This window comes from Streptomyces sp. NPDC051662, assembly GCF_040681655.1.
GTDB lineage: Bacteria > Actinomycetota > Actinomycetes > Streptomycetales > Streptomycetaceae > Streptomyces.
In genome coordinates this window covers 45,046-63,216 of record NZ_JBFAZD010000004.1, presented here as the reverse complement: position 1 = coordinate 63,216, position 18,171 = coordinate 45,046, and the positions used below count along the sequence as shown (strand labels likewise).

The window sequence follows — 18,171 nt, the reverse complement described above, 5'->3', positions numbered from 1 at the left end:
AGCCCAAGGAAGTTGCGGCAGTACCCGCACGAAGGGTCACCGTTCCCCACGGGGCCGGCCACTGGGTACCCGCACCGGGTTTCGGGACCGTCCTTCGGCGCTGCGTGTGACTCGTCGTCGGCTTCGGTTGACACGAGCACATACCCGCTCACAGCTTGGCAGCCTCACCCGCAAGAGCGGTAACAAGCGACTCGTACTGAGACTTGAGATCCGCCTTCTCGTCGTCGGTCAGCTTGTCGGCTCCGTCCGCAGCGCTCAGGAGAAGCGTCCGCCCCAGCTTGAGAAGGCTCGTGCTGACTTCCTGACGCTCAGCACCCTCAAGCTTCCGCACGGCCTTCGTGACGCTCGTGGTCAGCTTCTCGGCACGCGTGACCTTCTCCGCTGCCCGCTGCTTCGGGGTCTTCTCCGGCGCGGCCTTCTCAAGCCACTCAGCGGGAATCTCGTCCGTGATCCCCTTCGCCTTCTCCTCAAGCTCCGTGACCTTCGCGGTCAGGGTCTCCTTCTCGTCCTTCGCAACGTCGTCGTCGTCCAGCGCGTCACGAGCCGCGTCAAGCTCCTTGCGCGTCGTGTCGAGTTGCTTCACGCGGTAGTTGAAGCGCTGCACTTCGGTACGGCCGTAGCGCGGAAGCTCAATGTCCGCGTCGGCGTACACGGCGTAAATCGCTTCGGTCAGGTCAAGGTCCGCGTCCGTCACGTCTTCGGAGCCGGCTTCCTTGGCTTCGCGCGCCTCTTCCACCATGGTCACAGCGTCCGGGAAGTACAGCCGCGCGGTCTCCATGGCCTCTTCCGGGTTCGGGGAAGAGGAGAAGTCCCGGAGCCACGAAACCAGGATGTCAGCCATCTTGTTCTGAGTGGCCTTCTGCAACGCGTCGTGAGCGTCGTTGGTCTTCGTGTCCGTCTTCGACACACCCTCACGCGCACCGTCGTACACGAGACCGGCGCTGTTCTTCGTCTTCTTTTCGATGCTCATCAGGTCCGGCAGACCGGAAGCCGTGTGAGTCATGCGAAGACGCATCTCAAGCATGGTGCGCGCCACGGTCTCACCGACTTCGGAGAGCTTGAGCCCGTACTTAACACCGTCCTTGAACGCCTTGATGGACGACTTGACGAGATCCGGAATCCCCTCAATCTCCATGGGGTCTTCTGCCTGCCGCACGATGGCAGTGGACGCGGGGGCAGGAGCGGGACCGTCCGCCGGCTCAGCGGGCTTCGCACCGTTCACCACAGCGTCACGAGCGTCACGCATGGCGGAGCGAAGGGCATTGCGCTTCTCGGTAGGAAGCTTGCGCACGATCTTCTCAGCGTCGTCGTACAGCCCCTTCGCCTTCTCCTCAGCCCCTTCGGACTTCGGGTCAAGCGCCTTGATCTCGTCCACCTTCGCGTGAACGTCGCTGATCAGTTCGTCAGTGTCCTTCGTGGCCATGGTGTCCTTCTCCTTGGGGTAGCTGTAGCTTTCGCCGGTTTCCCGGTTGCTGATCGTGATCGTTACGGACGAGTCGTTACGGCGCGCGGTCTCAAGCATCTCGTCTGCCGCACGCTCCGCGCTCTCAGCGTCATAGTGCGCGTTCGTGGAAGCCTTCTCCTGTGTGGCGTACTGGAACTTGAGTCGCCACACGAGCTTTGCGCCGGCCTTCGGCATGTCCCGTTCCCCTTCGCTGCCTGACGGCTCGTCAGTGATCATCTTAAGCGCAACCTTCGCGCACTGAGTGCACGTGATGTAAGGCGTGTGGGCAAGCCGGACAGTCGTAATGGGCTTCTTGCACAGCGTGACCGTGTCGCTGTCCTGAGCCGCGTGAACGACCTTACCCTTGCCAAGGTAGAAGGTGCGGTACCCGGTCGGTGCGGTCACGGTGGCCATGCTGTTTGCCCCTGTCTGGCTTGCGTCGCTTACCCTATCGGACCGGCCAACCTACTCTTGAGAGTAGGCTGACCGCGTTACCAAAGCTTTACCCAGCGTGCGAAGCCCCCGGTCTCCCAGGGGCTCAACACCGTCAGTCGTCCAGCGTCTCAACGGGCTCGTACGCACCGAAGGTGAAGCGCTCTTCACCGTTCCGAATCACGGTTTCCATGGTGTACATGTTCGACGCAACGCACTTCGCCACCATGAGCCCCGGTGCCGGAGTCACGATCACGTCCCCGTACGTAACGTCCTTCGCGCGCTTGATCATTGCTGCCCCCTCCGTCGTTCCTGCTTACAAGGAAGAGACTACTCTTAAGAGTAGGCACTGAGCAAGCCCAGGACACGAAAAAGCCCCTCACCGACCAACCCGAAGGTCAGTCAGTGAGGGGCTGTCTCGTCAGCTCCGGGGGAGAAGCAAGCTGTCAACGATCCTGTTCAGGTCGTCCAGCGTGCCCGTGTTGCCGATCGTGAGATCAGGGTTCACGTAGTCAAGCTCTGTCTCACTCCTGTGTCCCGCGTTCTCCCCAGCTCCGGCACCCGGGCGTGTGACCCGGATGAGCGCGAAGCCACGTTGCCGCAGCGCCACAGCTTCGTTCTCGTACCGAACGTCCGTGATGACGACCGGCAGGTTCCACGAGTCGGCAGCGTCCACCTTCCGCAGCGCAAGGCGAACCCAGAAATCTTCGTCGTGCAGCCGCACGGTCTGACCGATGTTCTGCAACAGCCGGCGAACTTCCGGGTACGTGTCCTTCGCGTACTCCCAACCAACGTCGTTGATCAGGGCAGCAAGCCGGACCACGACACCCGGGCTCGTCGGGATCAGCGGGTTCGTCTGTAGCGCCATGGCCTTAAGCGGATCAGCAAAGCCAACGCGCGTGTACTGCCGACCCTGTATGAGCCGCTTAGCCACGCTGTCCTTGCCGCTCCGTGCCTTGCCGATCAACCCAACGTGCTTGTACCGCATCGTTCCCCTTCCGGCGGAGTGTGTCTCACCGGAAGGAGAGCGAAGGGGATTCCCTACACGCCCAAGAGGACGTGCAGCGCACCCATGACAGCCGCGCCCGGGAAGTCAGGCTTGACCGCCGTGACCGCAGCAACGGCACCCGCAGCGAAGGCAAGGATCTTCACCTTGTGCTTGCCGACCCATGCGAAGACCGCGCTGACTGCCGACATAGCGCCGGCCTTGCTGTGCTCACCCATGTTCGTACCTCCTAGACGTTCGGCACGCGGAGCTTGTCCCACGTGCTCTTACCGGGCCAACCGTCCGCGTCGGCACCCGTGTAACCGCTCTTCCGCTGCCACTTCGCGTACGAAGCCTTGTCAGCGTCCGTCCACTGAGCACCCGGACCCGACTTGTACGCGGAGCACCCAACGGCAACGAGCCGCTTGCCCATGGCCGTGACAACCGGGCTCTTCGGGTTCTTCTTGAACCACGCCACACCCGGGAACGGCTCGTACTTGGGCTTCGCCGGAGTGGTGGGCTTCGCCGGAGTGGTCGGCTTCGTGGGGCTCGTGCCGGTCACGTCCTTGAGCGTGCCGGTTGCCTTGAGCTTGTAACCGAACTTCGCCGCGTTCGGGTCAGCGGTCACGGAGCCACCGGAGTACGCGGGGAAGCCGTATCCGTACAGGTACGCATCCCGACGCGCGCGCTTCTTGGAATAGACACCGTCCCCTTCCGCGCTGCCGTTCACGTTCGTGTTGCCACCGACCGTGTACACGTAATCCGCGTCATAAGAGACGACGATCTCAGTGTGAGACCCACCACCGGAACCGAAGAAAACTTGCGCACCAACCGCCGGGTACTCCGAGAAGCGCCCCTTGTTCTTGAACCACGACACGCCCGTTGCACACGAAGCGGTACGCGGGAACAGGTCAGCCACGCCGGCCTTGAGCGCAACCCAGCTCACGAAAGTCGCGCACCATGCCTGATTCTGCGACCACTCAAGCCCAGGGACAGCGGGACTGTACTTCTGAAAGTTGTTCCAATGGCCATTGGACTTGCCTTCGTGGTAACCCACTTCGGCGGTTGCAAAGCTCAGAACCTTGTCTATGGACAAGTTCTTTCTCCTCTCATGAAAAGAGCCCCCGCCCATTCCCAGGGCAGGGGCTCAAAAACTGTGCGGGCTTACACGTTGGCAAGCGCCACAATCGGAAGGTCGTGATCGGCAAGCACACCTGCCGCTGTCTGACTCACGGTCGTCGGGAGTGCTCCGGTGCCTTGCCCCTCCGTGTACCAAGCACGCGCAAACGGCACGGTGGTCATAAAGAAGTTGGCTGTGGCAACAGGCGCTTCGTTCTGCACGTGGAAATACGCGAAGTCCGCTGTACCGCCCGTGACGAGCGCGAAGGCAACCCAGTAGCGCCCAGGTGCAAGCACGGTCTGAGCAATCGTGATCGGCACAGCGCCAATGTGGTTCGTGACCATGCCCGGGAGTGTTCCGGCTTCCTGGCCGGCCATGGTGAGCGCGACCGAAGCCGACTCAACAACCTTCGTCCCGGCTTCGCGGTAGATACCGGCGCGGTACCTGTTCGTGGTCACTCCGCCGTATCCACGCGCGAACAGAACGATGCGGTCAACCGTCGTGCTCTCCGTGATGTTGAAGCCGACGAAGTACAGACGCGCGGGCTTCAAATACTTCGCAACCGGGTTGGCCACGCCGTACGGATCACACGACCACGCCTCAAACCCCAGCGCCTTCGCGTTCCACTCGTTCCGTGCCACGTTCGGCACCTGAGCAATGGGCACGTCCCCCGCAGCGTCCAGCGAAGCAACGCCGTTGACTGCACCCTTCGTTGACGCGGCAAGAGCCGAGACGCTAGCAGCGGTGAGCGTGACAGTCGGTCCCGGAAGACCGTTGACGCTCGTCACCGCGTTCGGGTCGGCAAGGACCGGAAGCTGAGCGGTCGGAACCTTGCCGTCAGTGCCCAGCGACGCGACACCGGAAGCAACACCCTTGGCAGACGCGGGAATTGCGCTCACGTCCGCAGCGTCAAGGACAATGTCCGGCCCTAGGTCACCGTTCACAGAGTTGACGGAGCCGGAGCCCGGGTCACCCTTCGGTCCCTGAATTCCGGTCGCTCCGGTGTCTCCCTTGGGTCCCTGAGCGCCTGTCAGCCCGGTGTCACCCTTGGGTCCCGCCACAGTGCTTGCCGCCCCTGTAGCGCCCGTGTCGCCCTTCGGTCCCTGAGCACCGGTCGCGCCCGTGTCCCCCTTGACACCCTGAACGCCTTGCACACCCTGTATGCCCTGGGGACCCTTGAGGTTTCCGACCGTGTTGCCCCAACCGGACGCGCTCCGCTGCCACACGTCGCCGGTATCCGTCCGAAGGAGCATGTCCCCGGGCTTTGTGTCCGTGCTGGACGTGGCACCCGTGTTCACGTACCACGCAGCACCACGCACGCTACCGGCGGCAACCCACGTTCCGGCGCTCTTGCCGTACGTCGTCACGGTCGTGCTCGTGACACCCAAAAACGTCGTCGTCTCGTACCGGTTGTAAACGTCGCCATTCGCGCCCAGCGTGTCAGCGGGAACGGTGCTGCCCGTGTAGACCTGGGAACCCGCAAGCCCGGTGTCACCCTTCTCGCCCTGGGGACCCGGAACGGGAACGTACGTCGGTGTGGTCGGGTCAGCCGGCGCAACGTCAGCAAGGTCAATCTCCGCTGTGCCCTTCGGGAGAAGGAGAGCGAAGGTACGAGCCCCCGTCACACCGGTCAGGTTCTCCTTCACCGTGTACGACCAATCCGAAGGGTTCATACCTTCGTTGTCCGTAGCGGGAAGGGTCACCGTGAACGCGCCGAACTCGTCCAGACGCGCGACCACCGGACCGGCAATGAAGAGATCAGCGTCAGGGAACGTCAGGAGACCCGGACCCGTGAAGGTAACCGTTCCCTGTAGCCCCCTGCCGTCCGGTCCCCGGTACTGCCCCTTGACCTTGACGGTCGCGATGCTAGGGGGAAGTGGGTAGGTCTCAATGGGAATCGTCATCTGTCCCCCTGTTCAGAAGCCGGTCAATGTGAGTGCGAAGCTCACGGTTCTCGCGCCGGAGCGATTCAACGACTTCGGTAAGCCGGCTCAGCTCTCTCTCAAGGCGGTCGGCCCGTGCTGTCTGTGCCTCAGCCTCTTCGCGCCATGCGTCCTTAGCACCGGTCTTCACCTGCCGGTACACGAGCATTAGGAAGAGGGCAGCGCCACCGACGATTTCCGAAGCCCCAACTAGGCTTGAAAGTTCCATGTGCGCGCGTCCTTACAGATACGGGTCATTGATGTTGGGCGCGTCGCCACCTTCCGCAGTGCCACCCGTGTACCAACCCCACCCGTCAGTTGTGGCGTTCGGAGCGCGGTCAGCGGGAAGGCCAACGCAGTAATGCATGTTGCTGACGTTGTAAGAGCCGTCGTACGGGTCAAGGTTGGAAGGGTCCGAAACGGTGACCCACCCAAGAGACACACCGGGGCGCGTTTGCGACACAACGGCAGTGGCAAAATCCTCGTTGTTCGGCATGGCGAGAGCGCCACCACCGGGCGCGGTTGTGCTCACTGCCTTGTTGAAGGCGAAGAGCTGACGACGGTCCGGAACATCAGCGGTCGGCCCCGTTACGTACCGGTGCTGTAGCTCAACCGTGTACGTCGCATCCCCGTCTTCGTAGTCCCAACCGAAAGGGATTCCGTGGACCCATTGGAAAATGCACGTCCCGATTTGCCGAGTGGCGGAACCGCGCACGATGATTGATCGGGAAGCGCTCAGGCATTCCTTCTGCGCATTCCCGAAGTGCCGGAAAGACGCGAACCGAAGTTCAGCCTCAGCCTTCCCGGTAATGATCCGGTCCGTAATGAACTTCGCCTCAATGCGGTCATAGACGAGACCGGTGACGTTGGCAATGCCGCACGAAGACCACGCATTCCCGCTGACCTTGCCGCGTCCGATGGCAGCCCATTCGGTCGTCGGGTAGCGGTCGAACTTCGCGAGAACGTCAGGGGCGCGCTCCATGGCGGCAATACGGCGCTTGAGTTCGCTCAGCTCTGTGACCAGAGAAGGCGGAAGCGCATTGGCGTTAGTCGGCACTCGTGAACAGCTCCTTGTTAGCGAGAGACAGGGAAGTTGACTCCGTGCCGTTCACGTCAACATCTGTCTTCCGCTCCGTGATCACGAAGTCAGACAGGAGAGCGACGTACCCGTAATCGGCTTGCACAGCGCCGGAGTCCCCGGGGACGAAGTCAGTCGGGTTGAACGCGCCCGGGTACAACGTCAGCGTCGGGATAGCAACGGGCTCACGACCCGCGTCACGAATGGCGGCAGACTTGTTCAGGAGCGTTTCAGTCGTCTTCACGTCGCTGAACGTCTGCACCATGTGCTTAGTCGGCATACGCGCGGCAAGGTCCGTGTTGTCAGCGATACCGACAAGCTTCGTGCCGTTGCCGTTGTCCGCACCGACCGCATAGACGCGCGTCGCCATGGCTGCACTGTCGTAACTGACCTGAGTCACGTTGCAGTTCTGTGTGTGTACTAGAGCGAAAGGGATTGCGTTTTCGCCCTTGCCAGACTTGAGAATCCGGTTGCCGACACGCCCGTTCTGATCCCAGTAAGGGACGTACCGGAAGTTGAATCCCCCCGCGTCTTCGGCAAGCTCCTGAACAGCCTCAGCGACGTTCTTCAACTCGTACTGAGTCCACTTCCGGTTACGGATACGCCCGGTGGTCGTCAGCCGGCTCGTGTCGGTCGCAATGCCGTTGTCCGCGTTGCACAGCTCGTACCAATCGCGGAGAAGGTGAGCCTGATCCCCGTTCCGGCTGTAACCGTCGTGCAGCACCCTGCCCGCGTAGTACGAGTGGTAACCCGACGCGTTGAGCGTGAGCGTCCCCCCGGCAAGGTCAGCGGAAGCCGTCCATAGAAGGCCACCCCACACCGGTTCACCGTCCCGCAGAACGGCTATCCCGGAAGCGCCCGGGTAAAGGGTCGTCGGGTCGGCTTCGGGCGCTGTGAGGGGGATTGCCACCGTGGCGGAGCCCGCACCGTTCAGGGTCTCCGTGTAGCTAATCCCCGTGACCGGCAGGGTCGTGACAACCCCACCGGTCTGAGCGTCTGTCTGCACTACTTCATAGCGGGCAGCCGGCATTACATCCCCCTAGCCCACTCTTGAGAGTAGGTATCAAGCCGTGTTCCACGGGCTCTTACTGAACTGTTCGTTCACGTACAAGTTGGCAATGACACCGTCGTTGCCGTACTCCATGGAGCCGTTCGCCATGAGCGCGATACGACCGACACCACCCGCTGACGTGGTCCCGTACGTCTGACCCGAAGACCCGTACGTGTTCTGAGTCGGGCGCGAAATGGTGGCCGGAATCAGCGCGGGAACGGTCAGTTGGTCAATGTCCTTGCTGGGGGAGAACGTGAGCTGACCGCTCAGTTCCCACTTCGTGGAATCCTCACGGGCGTACAGCGTGCCGGTCACCGTGACGTTGGTTCCGTCCTTCGCCTGTACGTTCTGAGGGGTGCACAGCTTCCACGGACCCGGGTCCGACGTGAACCACGTACCGTCGCCCTTCCGCGTCCAGCGCTGGTTAGTGCCAACGTCGTAAACGATCGCGCCAACGCTCACAGCGGACGCGGTAGGAAGCTGTCCCGCCCAATCCACAGCGAGAGCGCCACGGCCGGCCAACGCTGCCTGATCCCGGTACTGACCCTGATACCGCGTGACGGTCAGCGTGAACGTGGTCGTGGCCTTCGGTACGTCCACCCAACCCAGCGCAACGGCGTTCGCGGGACGAGCCGGAGCCACCGGAGTTGCCGCCGGAGTACCGGCAACGATCTCGATTGCCAACCCGTTCGTACCGTCAGCGGCAAGCGACGTAAGCCGGGCAATGACTAGGTCCCTACGCGGGTTCGCGCTTGAGGCAGTCGGAACAGCCACCGTCGCGCCCGGGGTCCATGCCCACGTTGCGCCACCCGCGCTCAGCCCCACGAGCACGTTCCCAGCGCCCACGGCCACCGTGCGGGCAGTCTGGTCACTGTTCATCAGAAACTCAGACGTAGACGCGAACAGGTGGGTCATGCCGAGACGCGGAATGTTGAGACTGTTGAAGTTCGCAAGGTCGTTACCGCCGTACGTAACGCCTTCTTGGAACCACGCAAAACCCGCCATGCTAGACCCACCTTTCTGACCACGTAATGACCGCGCGTGCGGAAGTGAATTCATCCCGGCTTGTGAGCCTCAGCCGGTGAAGCCCGGGACCGTACTCCGGCCAAATGGAACCCGCCTTGACGAGCCCCGTAATGTCGTCTCCTTGCGCTGTGGTCACGATCTCCTGAGCACTGTCAATGACAATGTCTCCGTCGTAATCCACCGCGAAGTACCAACCCGTTGAGTCGTCCCACAACGTGGGAGAAGCCCCGGCGGTAATGGAGACAAGGGGACGAGCGACCACCGACCCGTACTGAGTCAGCCACGTAATGGGGTCAGCCGGCGCGACACCCGAACCACGCACCTGCCACGGCACAGCGGCAGGGAAGGTGAGCCCGGACATGTCCGCTTCGCGCTCGTAACTCCGCACCACCGTTTCCCGGGGCGCGTCGCCATACACGTACGGGGACGTTGAGTACAGCTCAACGACCACGTTGCAAACCATGTTGGCGAAGTTCAAGTCAAGGGGAGCGCTCCGCTTCCGTGGACGCGCCATGACGTACCCGGTCTGATCGGCAGCCACGCCCGGGAACCGGAAGCGCAACGGCTTCTCAATGTCCCCGGGCATGAACGCTGCTTGCAGATTCACGAGCGCCTGAGTGAACTCCTCACGCGTGCTGCCGTAGACCTCAAGGGTCACGGTCAACGTTCGGCCGTTCATGTAGTCGTCCCCCGCGAACAGGCCGTGACGCTGCACAAGAGTCAGGTCAGATGACCGGATCTCCGGCAGGGTCAGCAACCCGTCAACGGCAACGATGGATACGGCGGAGTCGGGTTCCCCCATGACGAGCCCGTTGTATTCACACGTCCAGTCGTTCAACTCCGCCATACCATCCCCCTCTTCTGCCTACTCTCAAGAGTGGGCTGACCTATGCCGGCGACGTACGCAGCGCCCATGCGACTTCACGTCCAATCGCGAACGGGTCGGCGTTCGTCTGGACGTTGACCGTGACCCCACTGCCGCCGGAAAGCGAGTGGTTCGGGACGACGCGGGAACCGTTCGGAAGAAAGACCTCTTCGGGTCCACGCTCACCGACACGGACCACGCCGGAAGCCGGTCCGCCCATGGCGCGGATCTTCGGAATGGGGCTGTCCGGCAGATCAATGCTGAGCTTGCCCCAACCCAGCTTGTTCGGGATTGCCCAGTTGAGAAGGTCAATCACGCCGTTGATTGCACCCTTCGCCGCGCGACCCACAGCGGACGCGAGAGACGACGCGAACCCGCCCAGCGCGCTGAGTCCGTTCTTGATTCCGTCAATGACGTAACCACCGATGGACTTGCCCGCGCTCAGGATGGAACGACCCGCGCTCAGGATTCGACCGGGAAGCGAAGTCACGAAGTTGATTACCGCGTCTAGCGCGTTCTTCGCGAAGTTCTTGACGGTCGTGAATGCGGTCTTCGTGGCGTTCACGATCGTGTCCCAATGCTTGATGATCAGCCCGGGACCGGTGAAGTTCAGGAAGAGATCCTTGAGCCATCCGAAGATCTTCTTGACCCAATCCCAAACCCACTGAAACGCGTCAAGAGTCCATTGCTTGATGGTGTCCCAGTTCTGCCAGATGATCAGCGCAAGCGCGACGATCGCGGCAATGATCAGGGCAATGGGACCCATAGCGACCAGCCATGCAGCGGCCATGCGGGCAGCCTGTAGAAGCGCCTGAGCCCCCATGAGAACCCACGTGGCTACGATCACGGCACCGGAGATCACGGCTCGTGCTGCCGCCGCTATCCATCCCCCGATCGTTGACCACGACGCTGCCACCTGAGTTGCTGCGGACGTGACCGACGCGGTTGCCGTCGTAATCCAACCCGTGACCACCGTTGCCGCTGTGATGACTTGCTGAACACCCCATGCGATCAGCGCGGGGAGAATCAGGGTCGTGATCACTCCGGCGATAATCCCGAAGGTCGTGCTGTGCTGACTGATGAACGACGCGGTTGTTGTAATGGCCGTGCCGACCCAACTGAGCTTGTCAGCGAATGCCGTAACCGCCGGGATGACCGTTCCGCCCAGGAAGTCAACAAGGTCTTGCTGTAGGCCACGGCTGAACGCCTTGAGCTTCGTTGCCGCGTTGTCGTGCATGGTGTCGCCGGCTGACTTCGCCGCTCCGTCCACCTTGCCCAGGTCCGCCACAGCCTTAGAAGGGTCAAGACTGAAAAGCGCGTCTTGCATATCCTCAGCCTGAGTACCGAAAAGCTTCACTGCGAGAGCGGAGCGTTCGGCAGGGTCCTTGACAGCGCGGAGACCGTCAAGCGTCTGATCAAGCGCCTTAGCGGCAGCCGGACCACCCTCCGCAATGGCCTTCGTCATGTCCTTGCCGGAAAGGCCAATCTTCGCGTACGACTCGTTGACCTGATCTCCGCCGGCCCTGACGATAAGACCGAACTCCTTGAGGCTGTCTGCCACAAGGTCAGCGTCACGAGCGCCACCCTTGAGCCCCTGAGACAGGAGACCCATTGCCGTCTTGCCGTCGAGACCTAGCCCCTTGAACTGAACGCCGTACTCATTGAACGTGTCCAAAAGGTCTTCCGACTTGTTCGCGCCTTCCTGAGCACCCTTCGTGAGAATGTCGAAAGCCTCAGTGGCGTTCTTCGCCAACCCGGTCTTGAGCATCTGCCCGACCGCGTTAGAAGTCGGTCCGACTTCGTCACCCAGGACCGTTGCAACGTCCATGGCTTGCTTGGAAATGTTCGCCATTTCGTCAGCGGTAGCCCCGGCGGGAACAAGTCCTTGCTGCCAAAGATTCTTGAGCGCGTCGTTCGCGTCAGCCACGGATTCCCCGTAACCGGACGAGTACACGGCTCCGGCAGCCTCACCCAGCTTCTTAGCCTCAGCGGGTGTCGCGCCCAACTGAGCGGCAAGAAGGTCGTTGTTCGCACCCTGTTCTAGCGCGTCCGCAATGCCCATGCCGATACCGGCGGCAATCGCACCACCCGCAGCGAGAGCGAGACCCCCCGCTATCTCACCGAACTTGCTGACTTCCTGACCGGCTTCGTCAAGAGTCTGAGACAGGTCTTCCGCGTCGCCAATGAGTGTGATCCGAATGGGATCAGCCACAGCGCACCCCCTACGTCATGACGGGAGTACGGCGCTCCCCATTGCTGCCGGAAGGCCGGCCACGTCCCCCGCGCGAAGACTTCTTGTACTCGCGCTCTTGTGCCTCAAGGTCGTCGTTCATCTGATCCACCAACGCGCGAAAATCCCTCAGCTCAAGGGACTGCACGTCGCGCCACGAAAGCCCCTTGAAGTGGCCAACGAGACGCGCGCACGTCACTACGCGTTGGGCGCGGTAGGGTCCGCCTTCGCCTTGCCCTTGAACTCAATGCGAAGGTTCTTCGCGTCCTCAAGGGTGAAGTCAGGGTTGGTGCGCTTCTTGACCACGTACGCCATGGCAAGGATGAGCTTGCCCTTCTTGCTACCGGCCTTCGCGACACCGTCAAGCGGACCGTCAATGATCTCTTCGATCTCGCAAATCTCGCCAACGGTAAGGCTGTCCATCTTGAGAGACAGAACGTCGTCAGCAACAGGCTTCGGCTTCTGAGCGGGCATAATCAACTCTCCAAGTAGTCGCGAACGATCTGAGTAACCAGCCGCTCATACGTCGCGCTTACGGCCTGAGACTTACGAGCCATAGCGCGGTAAAGGAATCGGTTCGGGCGAATGTTCCGCTTCCGGTAACCGAAGTGAATTGCGGCAGCGTAGGGAACACGGGACGCTGAGCCCGCTTTGATCGCTACCGACTTTTGGGAAGCGACGATTTTAATGCTCTTGTCGAGACGACCCGGACGGTACTTCTTGGACGACTTAGCGTCCCGGTGACCGTCCGGGGACTCACGTACAGCAGCGGGAAGGACGAGTTCACCGGCTTGCTTGTTCGCTCCCCGGATCGTCTTGTTCAGCTCCTTGTCCCGTAGCTGTCTCACGTTCCGCTGAAACTCACGGAGACCGTCAACCTGAACTGTGAAATTGCTACGGGACACGAGCGGACTCCTTACGGCGTGGCCGACTCCGGCTCAGGCTCCGTGTACGTCACCTTGATTGCCGCAGTGCCGTTGCCCGGGTCAAGCACGCGGAACGGCAGGTTGTGAATGGTCAGTTCGTCAACGGACGCTTCCGGGGACTCACCCGTGAACTGAACGGCCGGCGCTTCCACCTTGAGCGAAGTGCTCGGAATCAGACCGGCCATGTTGACCACGAGCCCGCACAGCTCACCCGCAATGAAGGCTTCGTACAGCCCCAGCGAGTCAACCGAGAACTCACCCTCAAGGCTGCCTTCGTAAGTCGGCATGGCGTTGCGAACGGGCTTCTCCTTGAGCGCGTTCCCCCGCAGAAAGCGACGGTCCACGTTCAGGCCACGGTCCCCGGACAGATCAAGCTTCGTCGCGTAAATCGGTACCGCGCTGCCGTCCCGGGTCAGGGCAATGCTCGTCCGCGTCCAGTCGTACGCGTACGCCTCAACGGGATACACGGGCGCGACAATGTCACCGGGAAGCTTGGAGTGGGTCACGTCCCGGAAGTCAAAGCCGACCGTCAGAACGGAAGCCTCTTCGGTCTCAGCGGTCAGTTCCCACTCAGTGGCGACACAGCCAAGGTGCTTGTACGCCACCTTCGTACCGTCCACGGTGGGGCGAACCATCTGAGCCGAGAACGAAGGGGACAGCATGTCGGACGAAGTCTCAAAGACCCACGTGCGCGTACCGTCCCCGTTGCTCGTCACGGTGGACTTGTCGAATGCCGCAGCGAAGAGAGATCCTGCCCCCGCGTCGAGAACGTCAATCTCAATCTCACCTTCACCGCCCATGTTGACGATGTTCCGGCGGTCAGCCCGGTTGGTCTGCATACCGGCGCGGAAGCCGACAGACTCAATGAACTCACGGGTCGTCTTCCACGAGTCGGCGTGGCCTTCGTAACCCTCAACGGTGCCGGACAGTGTCCCGTAAGCGGACTCCTGCCCAATGCCAATGCTTGCGTCAAGCGCCATGCTTGCGCCCCCTTCTACTGGTAAACGCGACCACGAACGCGGACGCGGACTGTGAGAGCGCTGAACGCCCCGTCAGTCGTCTCGGAAGTCTCGACTGACGCTGACTCCGGCCGAAGGTCCACGAGCCCCGTCACGGCCGTTCTGTCCACCGTGGCGCACGCCTCAGTGATGCTGTCCCGCAGCACATACACGCCGCGTTCAGCGTCAATGGGGTTGCCCGGGGAGATCACTACCGCGTGAACTTCCACGTAGCCCGTGACGTTCGTGGGCTTCCGGCCTTCCCTCATGCCGGCTGACGCAAGGTCGTCGTCAGTTGTCGCGCCTAGCCACACCTGTTGCCGCCGGGAGTTGTCACCGGTCTCGGCATACGTGCACTGAACTCCGGCCGGAACCGAAGCCTTGAGCCGGTCGAACAGCGCGGACTTCGTGTCAAACATGAGCGCCACGCTGTCCCCCTACATGAAGATGAACGGCAGACGCGCGCGGAACAGATTCAGCTTCGCGTTCACTTCCGGCAGCGAAGTCGGACGGAACGCACCACCCGCTTGCGCAAGCTGAATGCTTCCGAATTCGGATTGAAGCTGTAGCGCGCGGTCAGGAATACGGGACACGGTGTCAAGCACGTACTGACGCGAAATCGTGCGCACGCACCACCGGATGATTTCCGGAGTGGGGTTGTCCACGGTGTCCCACTTCTGCCCGCAGTAGACCTCAACGGTTTCAACCGCGAAGTCAATTGCTTCGGACAGAAGCGCGTCACTGAACAGGCCGGAATCTTCCAAACCGTCCAGCGCGCGAAGCTCTGCAATGTCGGCGTACGCCATGTGATCCCCTCAGCGGGGAAGGGGCCAACCTACTCTTGAGAGTGGGCTAGCCCCTTCCCGTCAAGCGGGATTAGGCACCCGCGCCAATGGTCAGAACCTTCGCGGAACGCTCGTCCACAAGGAGACCGTCCGCACGCTGAATGAACCGGTACACGACCTGATCGTTCAGGAACTTGTAATCAACGGAGCGCTCAACGCGGAGCGGACCGGCGAGACGCACGCGGTACTTGCTCAGGTCACCGAACAGAACCTTCGTCTCAGGCACACCGTCATCCGTCAGGACCGGCTTGCCGTTGAACATGTCGGGAGCGCCGGCCACGAGACCGGAAGCCCAAAGGTACTGACCGTTCGCGTCCTTGAGCTTGCGCATGATCGCGGCAGTCTTGTCGGCAACCACGTACTTCGCGTCCCGGCGGTACGACTGAGTCAGCTCGTACGACAGGTCAATGAGCGCGTCGGCAACGACACCGTCAGCCGAGTCAAGCGCGAACGCGGCAGTGGCAGCCGGAGCCGAAGTGATGATTCCCTTGGGCTGACCCGTACCGGTACCGGTCAGGAAGTGCCGACCCATACCGTCGCCAATGGCCGGACCCGCGTCACCGACAAGGAAGCCGACAAGGTCAAGCGCCTGATCGGCAATGAACTCACTGGAAACGGTGGAAGCGTACGCGTACTTGTAAGCGCCCACGGAAACCTGAATGGTGCTCGGCGCACTCTCGGGAATGTTCCCGTTCTCGCCAACGATGGCAGCGGACGCGCGACCCGTGACAACAGTGAAGTCAATCGGCTCACCGCTGGACGTGGTCACGATGCTCGCACCGTTGCGCATGATGGTGGAGCGCTCAACGGCCTGAGCGAGAAGCTGACCGTACAGGGTCCGGCTCAGAACGTTCGGGTTACCCGGACGGTCCACAGCGCGGGACTCAACGTCGCCGGTCTCGGCGCGGAACTCAAGCATCTTGCCGAAGCCGTCCGCACCACCCAGGGACCGAAGCTGAGCGGAAGCGTCCGCAAGCTTGTCCTGAGTGGCCTTCTTGCTACCGGTGCCCTTGAGCCCCTGCATGAGAGAGGTGACGTTCTCGGTTGCGGCAAGAGCGTCAACGCCACGCTTGATCCGACCGTCAAAGTCGGCAATGGCGGTCAGAAGGTTGGACTCCTTCTCACGCGCCTCAGCGCCCATGTCCTTGCCGGCGAACTCGTCGGTCAGGGTGCGAAGCTCGTTGGTCGCACGCTCACGCGCCTCAAAGTTGGCGCTCAGGGTCTTAGCGTCCATTACTGGGCACCATCCTTACTGAGCGCACGGAGAAGCGCGCGCTCGTTGAAATAAGAAACCGGCTCCGATGTGTCGGAAGCCGGTGGGTCGTTTCGCTCTTCGGATTCGGGCGGAGGGGGAGCGAAGTCCCCAATGCCTAGCGCCTGTTCGACTGAGCGAAGCGCTGCCTGAGTAGTCGGGTAAGCCGGGTTCACCACCGGTCCGACTTCGGCAACGTCCATGGCAGTGATCTCCCGAACCGGAAGACCGGTCTCAGGGTCGTCGTCGTCTGCCCGACGCTGCCCACCGTCCAGCACGCGGAAGGTGAAGGAGCTACCGCGAAGGTCACCGCGCTTGAGGAGAGCGGCAACGTCACGGCCGGTCGTGGTGTCGGGAAGGTCAATCTCATAGAACCCGCCCTCACGGTCTTCACCGACCCGGAGCGTCCCCGCACCCGTCCGCCCAAGAAGGGCGTTGACGTTGTGGTTGAACGTGGCAAGTACGTCGTTCTGCCGCAGCGACGGAGCACCCGCACCCGGAACGATCCGCTCTCGGAACCCGCCCAGGTCGTGACTCAGCTCGTTGAAGCGGTAGGCGTAACCGCGCATGACGATCTCGCCGTTGTCCGCCTTGCGCTCTTCCGGTGGGCTGACCGCAAACCTACGTTCAAGGTCAGTCATCCGTACCCCCTTCGTCAGCCGGCGCTTCGGTCGGCTTCTGTTCGTCCGGCGCGTCTTCGGCCGGTGGTTCGATGGCAGGGGGCTCAACGGCAGGCTCAGGCTCAGGCTCAACGCCGACTTCGGCAAGGTTCATGGGCACGCGGTAGCTCTCCCCCAAACCGTCAGGCAGCGGGGGAAGGTCTTCCGAAGCACGGACTTCGTCAATGCTGTAAATGCCGTTCTGCAAGCCGAGTGAGTACAGCTCCATACGTTCCTTCGGAGCGCCACGCTTGATCTCGTCAAGGTCGAACTTGACGAACCGGAAGCGGTCGGCAGACTCCGCGTACAGAAGGCGCGTGAACCCTGCCTCAATGCGCTCAAGCCACGGGCGCAAAGAGAACATGCTGAATGCGATGTTCTGTTCAGCGAGACCGGAGCCCCACGAAGTGGAGTTCGTAGCGTCGCTGATCAGGTGCGGGGGAACGCCGAAGATCCGCGCAATCTCAGGAACCTGAAACTGTCGCGTCTGCAAGAACTGTGCTTCGTCCGGTGACATAGCCACCTTGGAGAACTTCGCACCTTCGGTGAGCAACGCGACGCGGTGAGCGTTGTCAACGCCCGTGTTCGCTGTGCGCCACGCTTCACGCGCGCGCTTCAATCCGTCCTCAGACATGGTGCCCGGGACTTCAACCACAGCGCCCGGGACAGCCCCGTTCGCAAAGAACTTGCTGCCGTACTTCTGTGCAGCGAGAGCAAGACCGATGGACTCACGCGCGTACGTGATCGGGGAACAGCCGGCGAACTCACCGGGCAGCATCATCCCGGGTATATGGAGAACGTCCCGGGGCGTGAACCACCCAAGAGCGACTTCGTTACCGTCGTCGTCAATGTCGAACGCCTCAAAGACCTTGCGACGCTGACCGTCCACCATGACCATGTGCGGGATGATGGACGTAGGGTCAAGCACGTCAAGACCCACGATGTTCGGCCCCTGCCAACGAACGGCAAGGTAGGCGTTCCCGTCAAGCAGAAGACTGAGAACGGTCTGAGACAGGATGTCAATCCGTCCCATGCCCCCGGGCTCCGCGTTCGGGTAGTCCAGCCAATCGGGGGACGTGATCGCGCGCTGTGGTCCACCACGCTTCGTGTACGTGGCAACGGGCAGCGTGGCAATCGTCTCCGAGAGAAGCCGGACGCAACCGAAGACCGCGCTCACCTGTAGCGCATCGTTCGGGGTCACGCGCTCACCGGAAGCAGCGGTCAAGGTGCCGTACAGCGTTGGGTCATACGGCACCCAATCCCGCGCTTCGGTCGGGGTCTCCTTCGGGCGGATCAGGTCAGACCAGAAACCCACCGGGTCCCCCTTCCTGCCTACTC

Annotated in this window: 19 protein-coding genes; all 19 read right to left on the bottom strand. The window is 62.0% G+C overall.

Annotation, left to right across the window (positions count from 1 at the left end):
* Positions 1-148: 148 nt before the first annotated feature.
* The 19 genes from AB0M67_RS07935 to AB0M67_RS07845 all read right to left on the bottom strand — a co-directional run bounded on the left by AB0M67_RS07935 (position 149) and on the right by AB0M67_RS07845 (position 18,148).
* A complete protein-coding gene (locus tag AB0M67_RS07935; RefSeq protein ID WP_365743832.1) occupies positions 149-1,858 on the bottom strand; it encodes a hypothetical protein in 1,710 nt (569 codons plus the stop codon).
* A gap of 133 nt (positions 1,859-1,991) precedes the next feature.
* Positions 1,992-2,168 carry a hypothetical protein gene (locus tag AB0M67_RS07930; protein WP_365743830.1) on the bottom strand — a complete coding sequence of 59 codons (177 nt, stop codon included), beginning with the start codon at positions 2,166-2,168 and terminating at the stop codon, positions 1,992-1,994.
* A 129-nt stretch (positions 2,169-2,297) separates the two neighbouring features.
* Positions 2,298-2,864: a hypothetical protein gene (locus tag AB0M67_RS07925; RefSeq protein ID WP_365743828.1), complete on the bottom strand. Its 567-nt coding sequence runs from the start codon at positions 2,862-2,864 to the stop codon at positions 2,298-2,300.
* A gap of 53 nt (positions 2,865-2,917) precedes the next feature.
* Positions 2,918-3,100, bottom strand: a complete 183-nt coding sequence (locus AB0M67_RS07920) for a hypothetical protein (protein ID WP_365743826.1) — start codon at positions 3,098-3,100, stop codon at positions 2,918-2,920.
* Between the two features lie 11 nt (positions 3,101-3,111).
* Positions 3,112-3,957 carry a peptidoglycan-binding protein gene (locus AB0M67_RS07915; RefSeq protein WP_365743825.1) on the bottom strand — a complete coding sequence of 282 codons (846 nt, stop codon included), beginning with the start codon at positions 3,955-3,957 and terminating at the stop codon, positions 3,112-3,114.
* A gap of 68 nt (positions 3,958-4,025) precedes the next feature.
* The gene (locus AB0M67_RS07910) at positions 4,026-5,885 is read right to left on the bottom strand and encodes a hypothetical protein (protein WP_365743823.1); all 1,860 of its coding nucleotides are present in this window, start codon (positions 5,883-5,885) and stop codon (positions 4,026-4,028) included.
* Positions 5,869-6,132, bottom strand: a complete 264-nt coding sequence (locus AB0M67_RS07905; protein ID WP_365743821.1) for a hypothetical protein — start codon at positions 6,130-6,132, stop codon at positions 5,869-5,871. The genes AB0M67_RS07910 and AB0M67_RS07905 overlap by 17 nt, the downstream gene beginning before the upstream one ends.
* Positions 6,133-6,144: 12 nt before the next feature.
* On the bottom strand, positions 6,145-6,960 hold the full coding sequence (locus AB0M67_RS07900) for a hypothetical protein (RefSeq protein WP_365743819.1): 816 nt from the start codon (positions 6,958-6,960) through the stop codon (positions 6,145-6,147).
* Positions 6,950-7,987, bottom strand: a complete 1,038-nt coding sequence (locus tag AB0M67_RS07895) for a hypothetical protein (RefSeq protein ID WP_365743817.1) — start codon at positions 7,985-7,987, stop codon at positions 6,950-6,952. The genes AB0M67_RS07900 and AB0M67_RS07895 overlap by 11 nt, the downstream gene beginning before the upstream one ends.
* Before the next feature lie 57 nt (positions 7,988-8,044).
* Positions 8,045-9,037 carry a hypothetical protein gene (locus tag AB0M67_RS07890; protein WP_365743816.1) on the bottom strand — a complete coding sequence of 331 codons (993 nt, stop codon included), beginning with the start codon at positions 9,035-9,037 and terminating at the stop codon, positions 8,045-8,047.
* Between the two features lies 1 nt (position 9,038).
* Positions 9,039-9,905 carry a hypothetical protein gene (locus AB0M67_RS07885; RefSeq protein WP_365743814.1) on the bottom strand — a complete coding sequence of 289 codons (867 nt, stop codon included), beginning with the start codon at positions 9,903-9,905 and terminating at the stop codon, positions 9,039-9,041.
* Between the two features lie 40 nt (positions 9,906-9,945).
* Positions 9,946-12,135, bottom strand: coding sequence for a phage tail tape measure protein (locus AB0M67_RS07880; protein ID WP_365743812.1), 2,190 nt, complete (start codon positions 12,133-12,135; stop codon positions 9,946-9,948).
* Positions 12,136-12,351: 216 nt separating this feature from the next.
* The gene (locus AB0M67_RS07875) at positions 12,352-12,627 is read right to left on the bottom strand and encodes a hypothetical protein (RefSeq protein ID WP_365743810.1); all 276 of its coding nucleotides are present in this window, start codon (positions 12,625-12,627) and stop codon (positions 12,352-12,354) included.
* A 442-nt stretch (positions 12,628-13,069) separates the two neighbouring features.
* Positions 13,070-14,059, bottom strand: a complete 990-nt coding sequence (locus AB0M67_RS07870) for a phage tail tube protein (RefSeq protein WP_365743808.1) — start codon at positions 14,057-14,059, stop codon at positions 13,070-13,072.
* Between the two features lie 14 nt (positions 14,060-14,073).
* The gene (locus tag AB0M67_RS07865; RefSeq protein WP_365743806.1) at positions 14,074-14,496 is read right to left on the bottom strand and encodes a hypothetical protein; all 423 of its coding nucleotides are present in this window, start codon (positions 14,494-14,496) and stop codon (positions 14,074-14,076) included.
* 18 nt (positions 14,497-14,514) lie between these two features.
* Positions 14,515-14,883 carry a hypothetical protein gene (locus tag AB0M67_RS07860; RefSeq protein ID WP_365743804.1) on the bottom strand — a complete coding sequence of 123 codons (369 nt, stop codon included), beginning with the start codon at positions 14,881-14,883 and terminating at the stop codon, positions 14,515-14,517.
* Between the two features lie 70 nt (positions 14,884-14,953).
* Positions 14,954-16,156 (bottom strand): phage major capsid protein, encoded by a 1,203-nt coding sequence (locus AB0M67_RS07855; RefSeq protein WP_365743802.1) that lies wholly within the window; start codon positions 16,154-16,156, stop codon positions 14,954-14,956.
* Positions 16,156-16,815: an HK97 family phage prohead protease gene (locus AB0M67_RS07850; protein WP_365743800.1), complete on the bottom strand. Its 660-nt coding sequence runs from the start codon at positions 16,813-16,815 to the stop codon at positions 16,156-16,158. The genes AB0M67_RS07855 and AB0M67_RS07850 overlap by 1 nt, the downstream gene beginning before the upstream one ends.
* Entirely contained in the window at positions 16,808-18,148 is a 1,341-nt protein-coding gene (locus tag AB0M67_RS07845) for a phage portal protein (RefSeq protein WP_365743798.1), read from the bottom strand. The genes AB0M67_RS07850 and AB0M67_RS07845 overlap by 8 nt, the downstream gene beginning before the upstream one ends.
* Between the last annotated feature and the right edge of the window lie 23 nt (positions 18,149-18,171).

What these genes read in the sequence shown, in the direction of transcription:
- AB0M67_RS07925 (WP_365743828.1), bottom strand. Translation starts at nt 2,864, where the DNA reads ATGCGGTACAAGCACGTTGGGTTGATCGGCAAGGCACGGAGCGGCAAG.
- AB0M67_RS07870 (WP_365743808.1), bottom strand. Translation starts at nt 14,059, where the DNA reads ATGGCGCTTGACGCAAGCATTGGCATTGGGCAGGAGTCCGCTTACGGG.
- AB0M67_RS07905 (WP_365743821.1), bottom strand. Translation starts at nt 6,132, where the DNA reads ATGGAACTTTCAAGCCTAGTTGGGGCTTCGGAAATCGTCGGTGGCGCT.
- AB0M67_RS07875 (WP_365743810.1), bottom strand. Translation starts at nt 12,627, where the DNA reads ATGCCCGCTCAGAAGCCGAAGCCTGTTGCTGACGACGTTCTGTCTCTC.
- AB0M67_RS07860 (WP_365743804.1), bottom strand. Translation starts at nt 14,883, where the DNA reads ATGGCGTACGCCGACATTGCAGAGCTTCGCGCGCTGGACGGTTTGGAA.
- AB0M67_RS07890 (WP_365743816.1), bottom strand. Translation starts at nt 9,037, where the DNA reads ATGGCGGGTTTTGCGTGGTTCCAAGAAGGCGTTACGTACGGCGGTAAC.
- AB0M67_RS07885 (WP_365743814.1), bottom strand. Translation starts at nt 9,905, where the DNA reads ATGGCGGAGTTGAACGACTGGACGTGTGAATACAACGGGCTCGTCATG.
- AB0M67_RS07935 (WP_365743832.1), bottom strand. Translation starts at nt 1,858, where the DNA reads ATGGCCACCGTGACCGCACCGACCGGGTACCGCACCTTCTACCTTGGC.
- AB0M67_RS07920 (WP_365743826.1), bottom strand. Translation starts at nt 3,100, where the DNA reads ATGGGTGAGCACAGCAAGGCCGGCGCTATGTCGGCAGTCAGCGCGGTC.
- AB0M67_RS07850 (WP_365743800.1), bottom strand. Translation starts at nt 16,815, where the DNA reads ATGACTGACCTTGAACGTAGGTTTGCGGTCAGCCCACCGGAAGAGCGC.
- AB0M67_RS07910 (WP_365743823.1), bottom strand. Translation starts at nt 5,885, where the DNA reads ATGACGATTCCCATTGAGACCTACCCACTTCCCCCTAGCATCGCGACC.
- AB0M67_RS07865 (WP_365743806.1), bottom strand. Translation starts at nt 14,496, where the DNA reads ATGTTTGACACGAAGTCCGCGCTGTTCGACCGGCTCAAGGCTTCGGTT.
- AB0M67_RS07930 (WP_365743830.1), bottom strand. Translation starts at nt 2,168, where the DNA reads ATGATCAAGCGCGCGAAGGACGTTACGTACGGGGACGTGATCGTGACT.
- AB0M67_RS07855 (WP_365743802.1), bottom strand. Translation starts at nt 16,156, where the DNA reads ATGGACGCTAAGACCCTGAGCGCCAACTTTGAGGCGCGTGAGCGTGCG.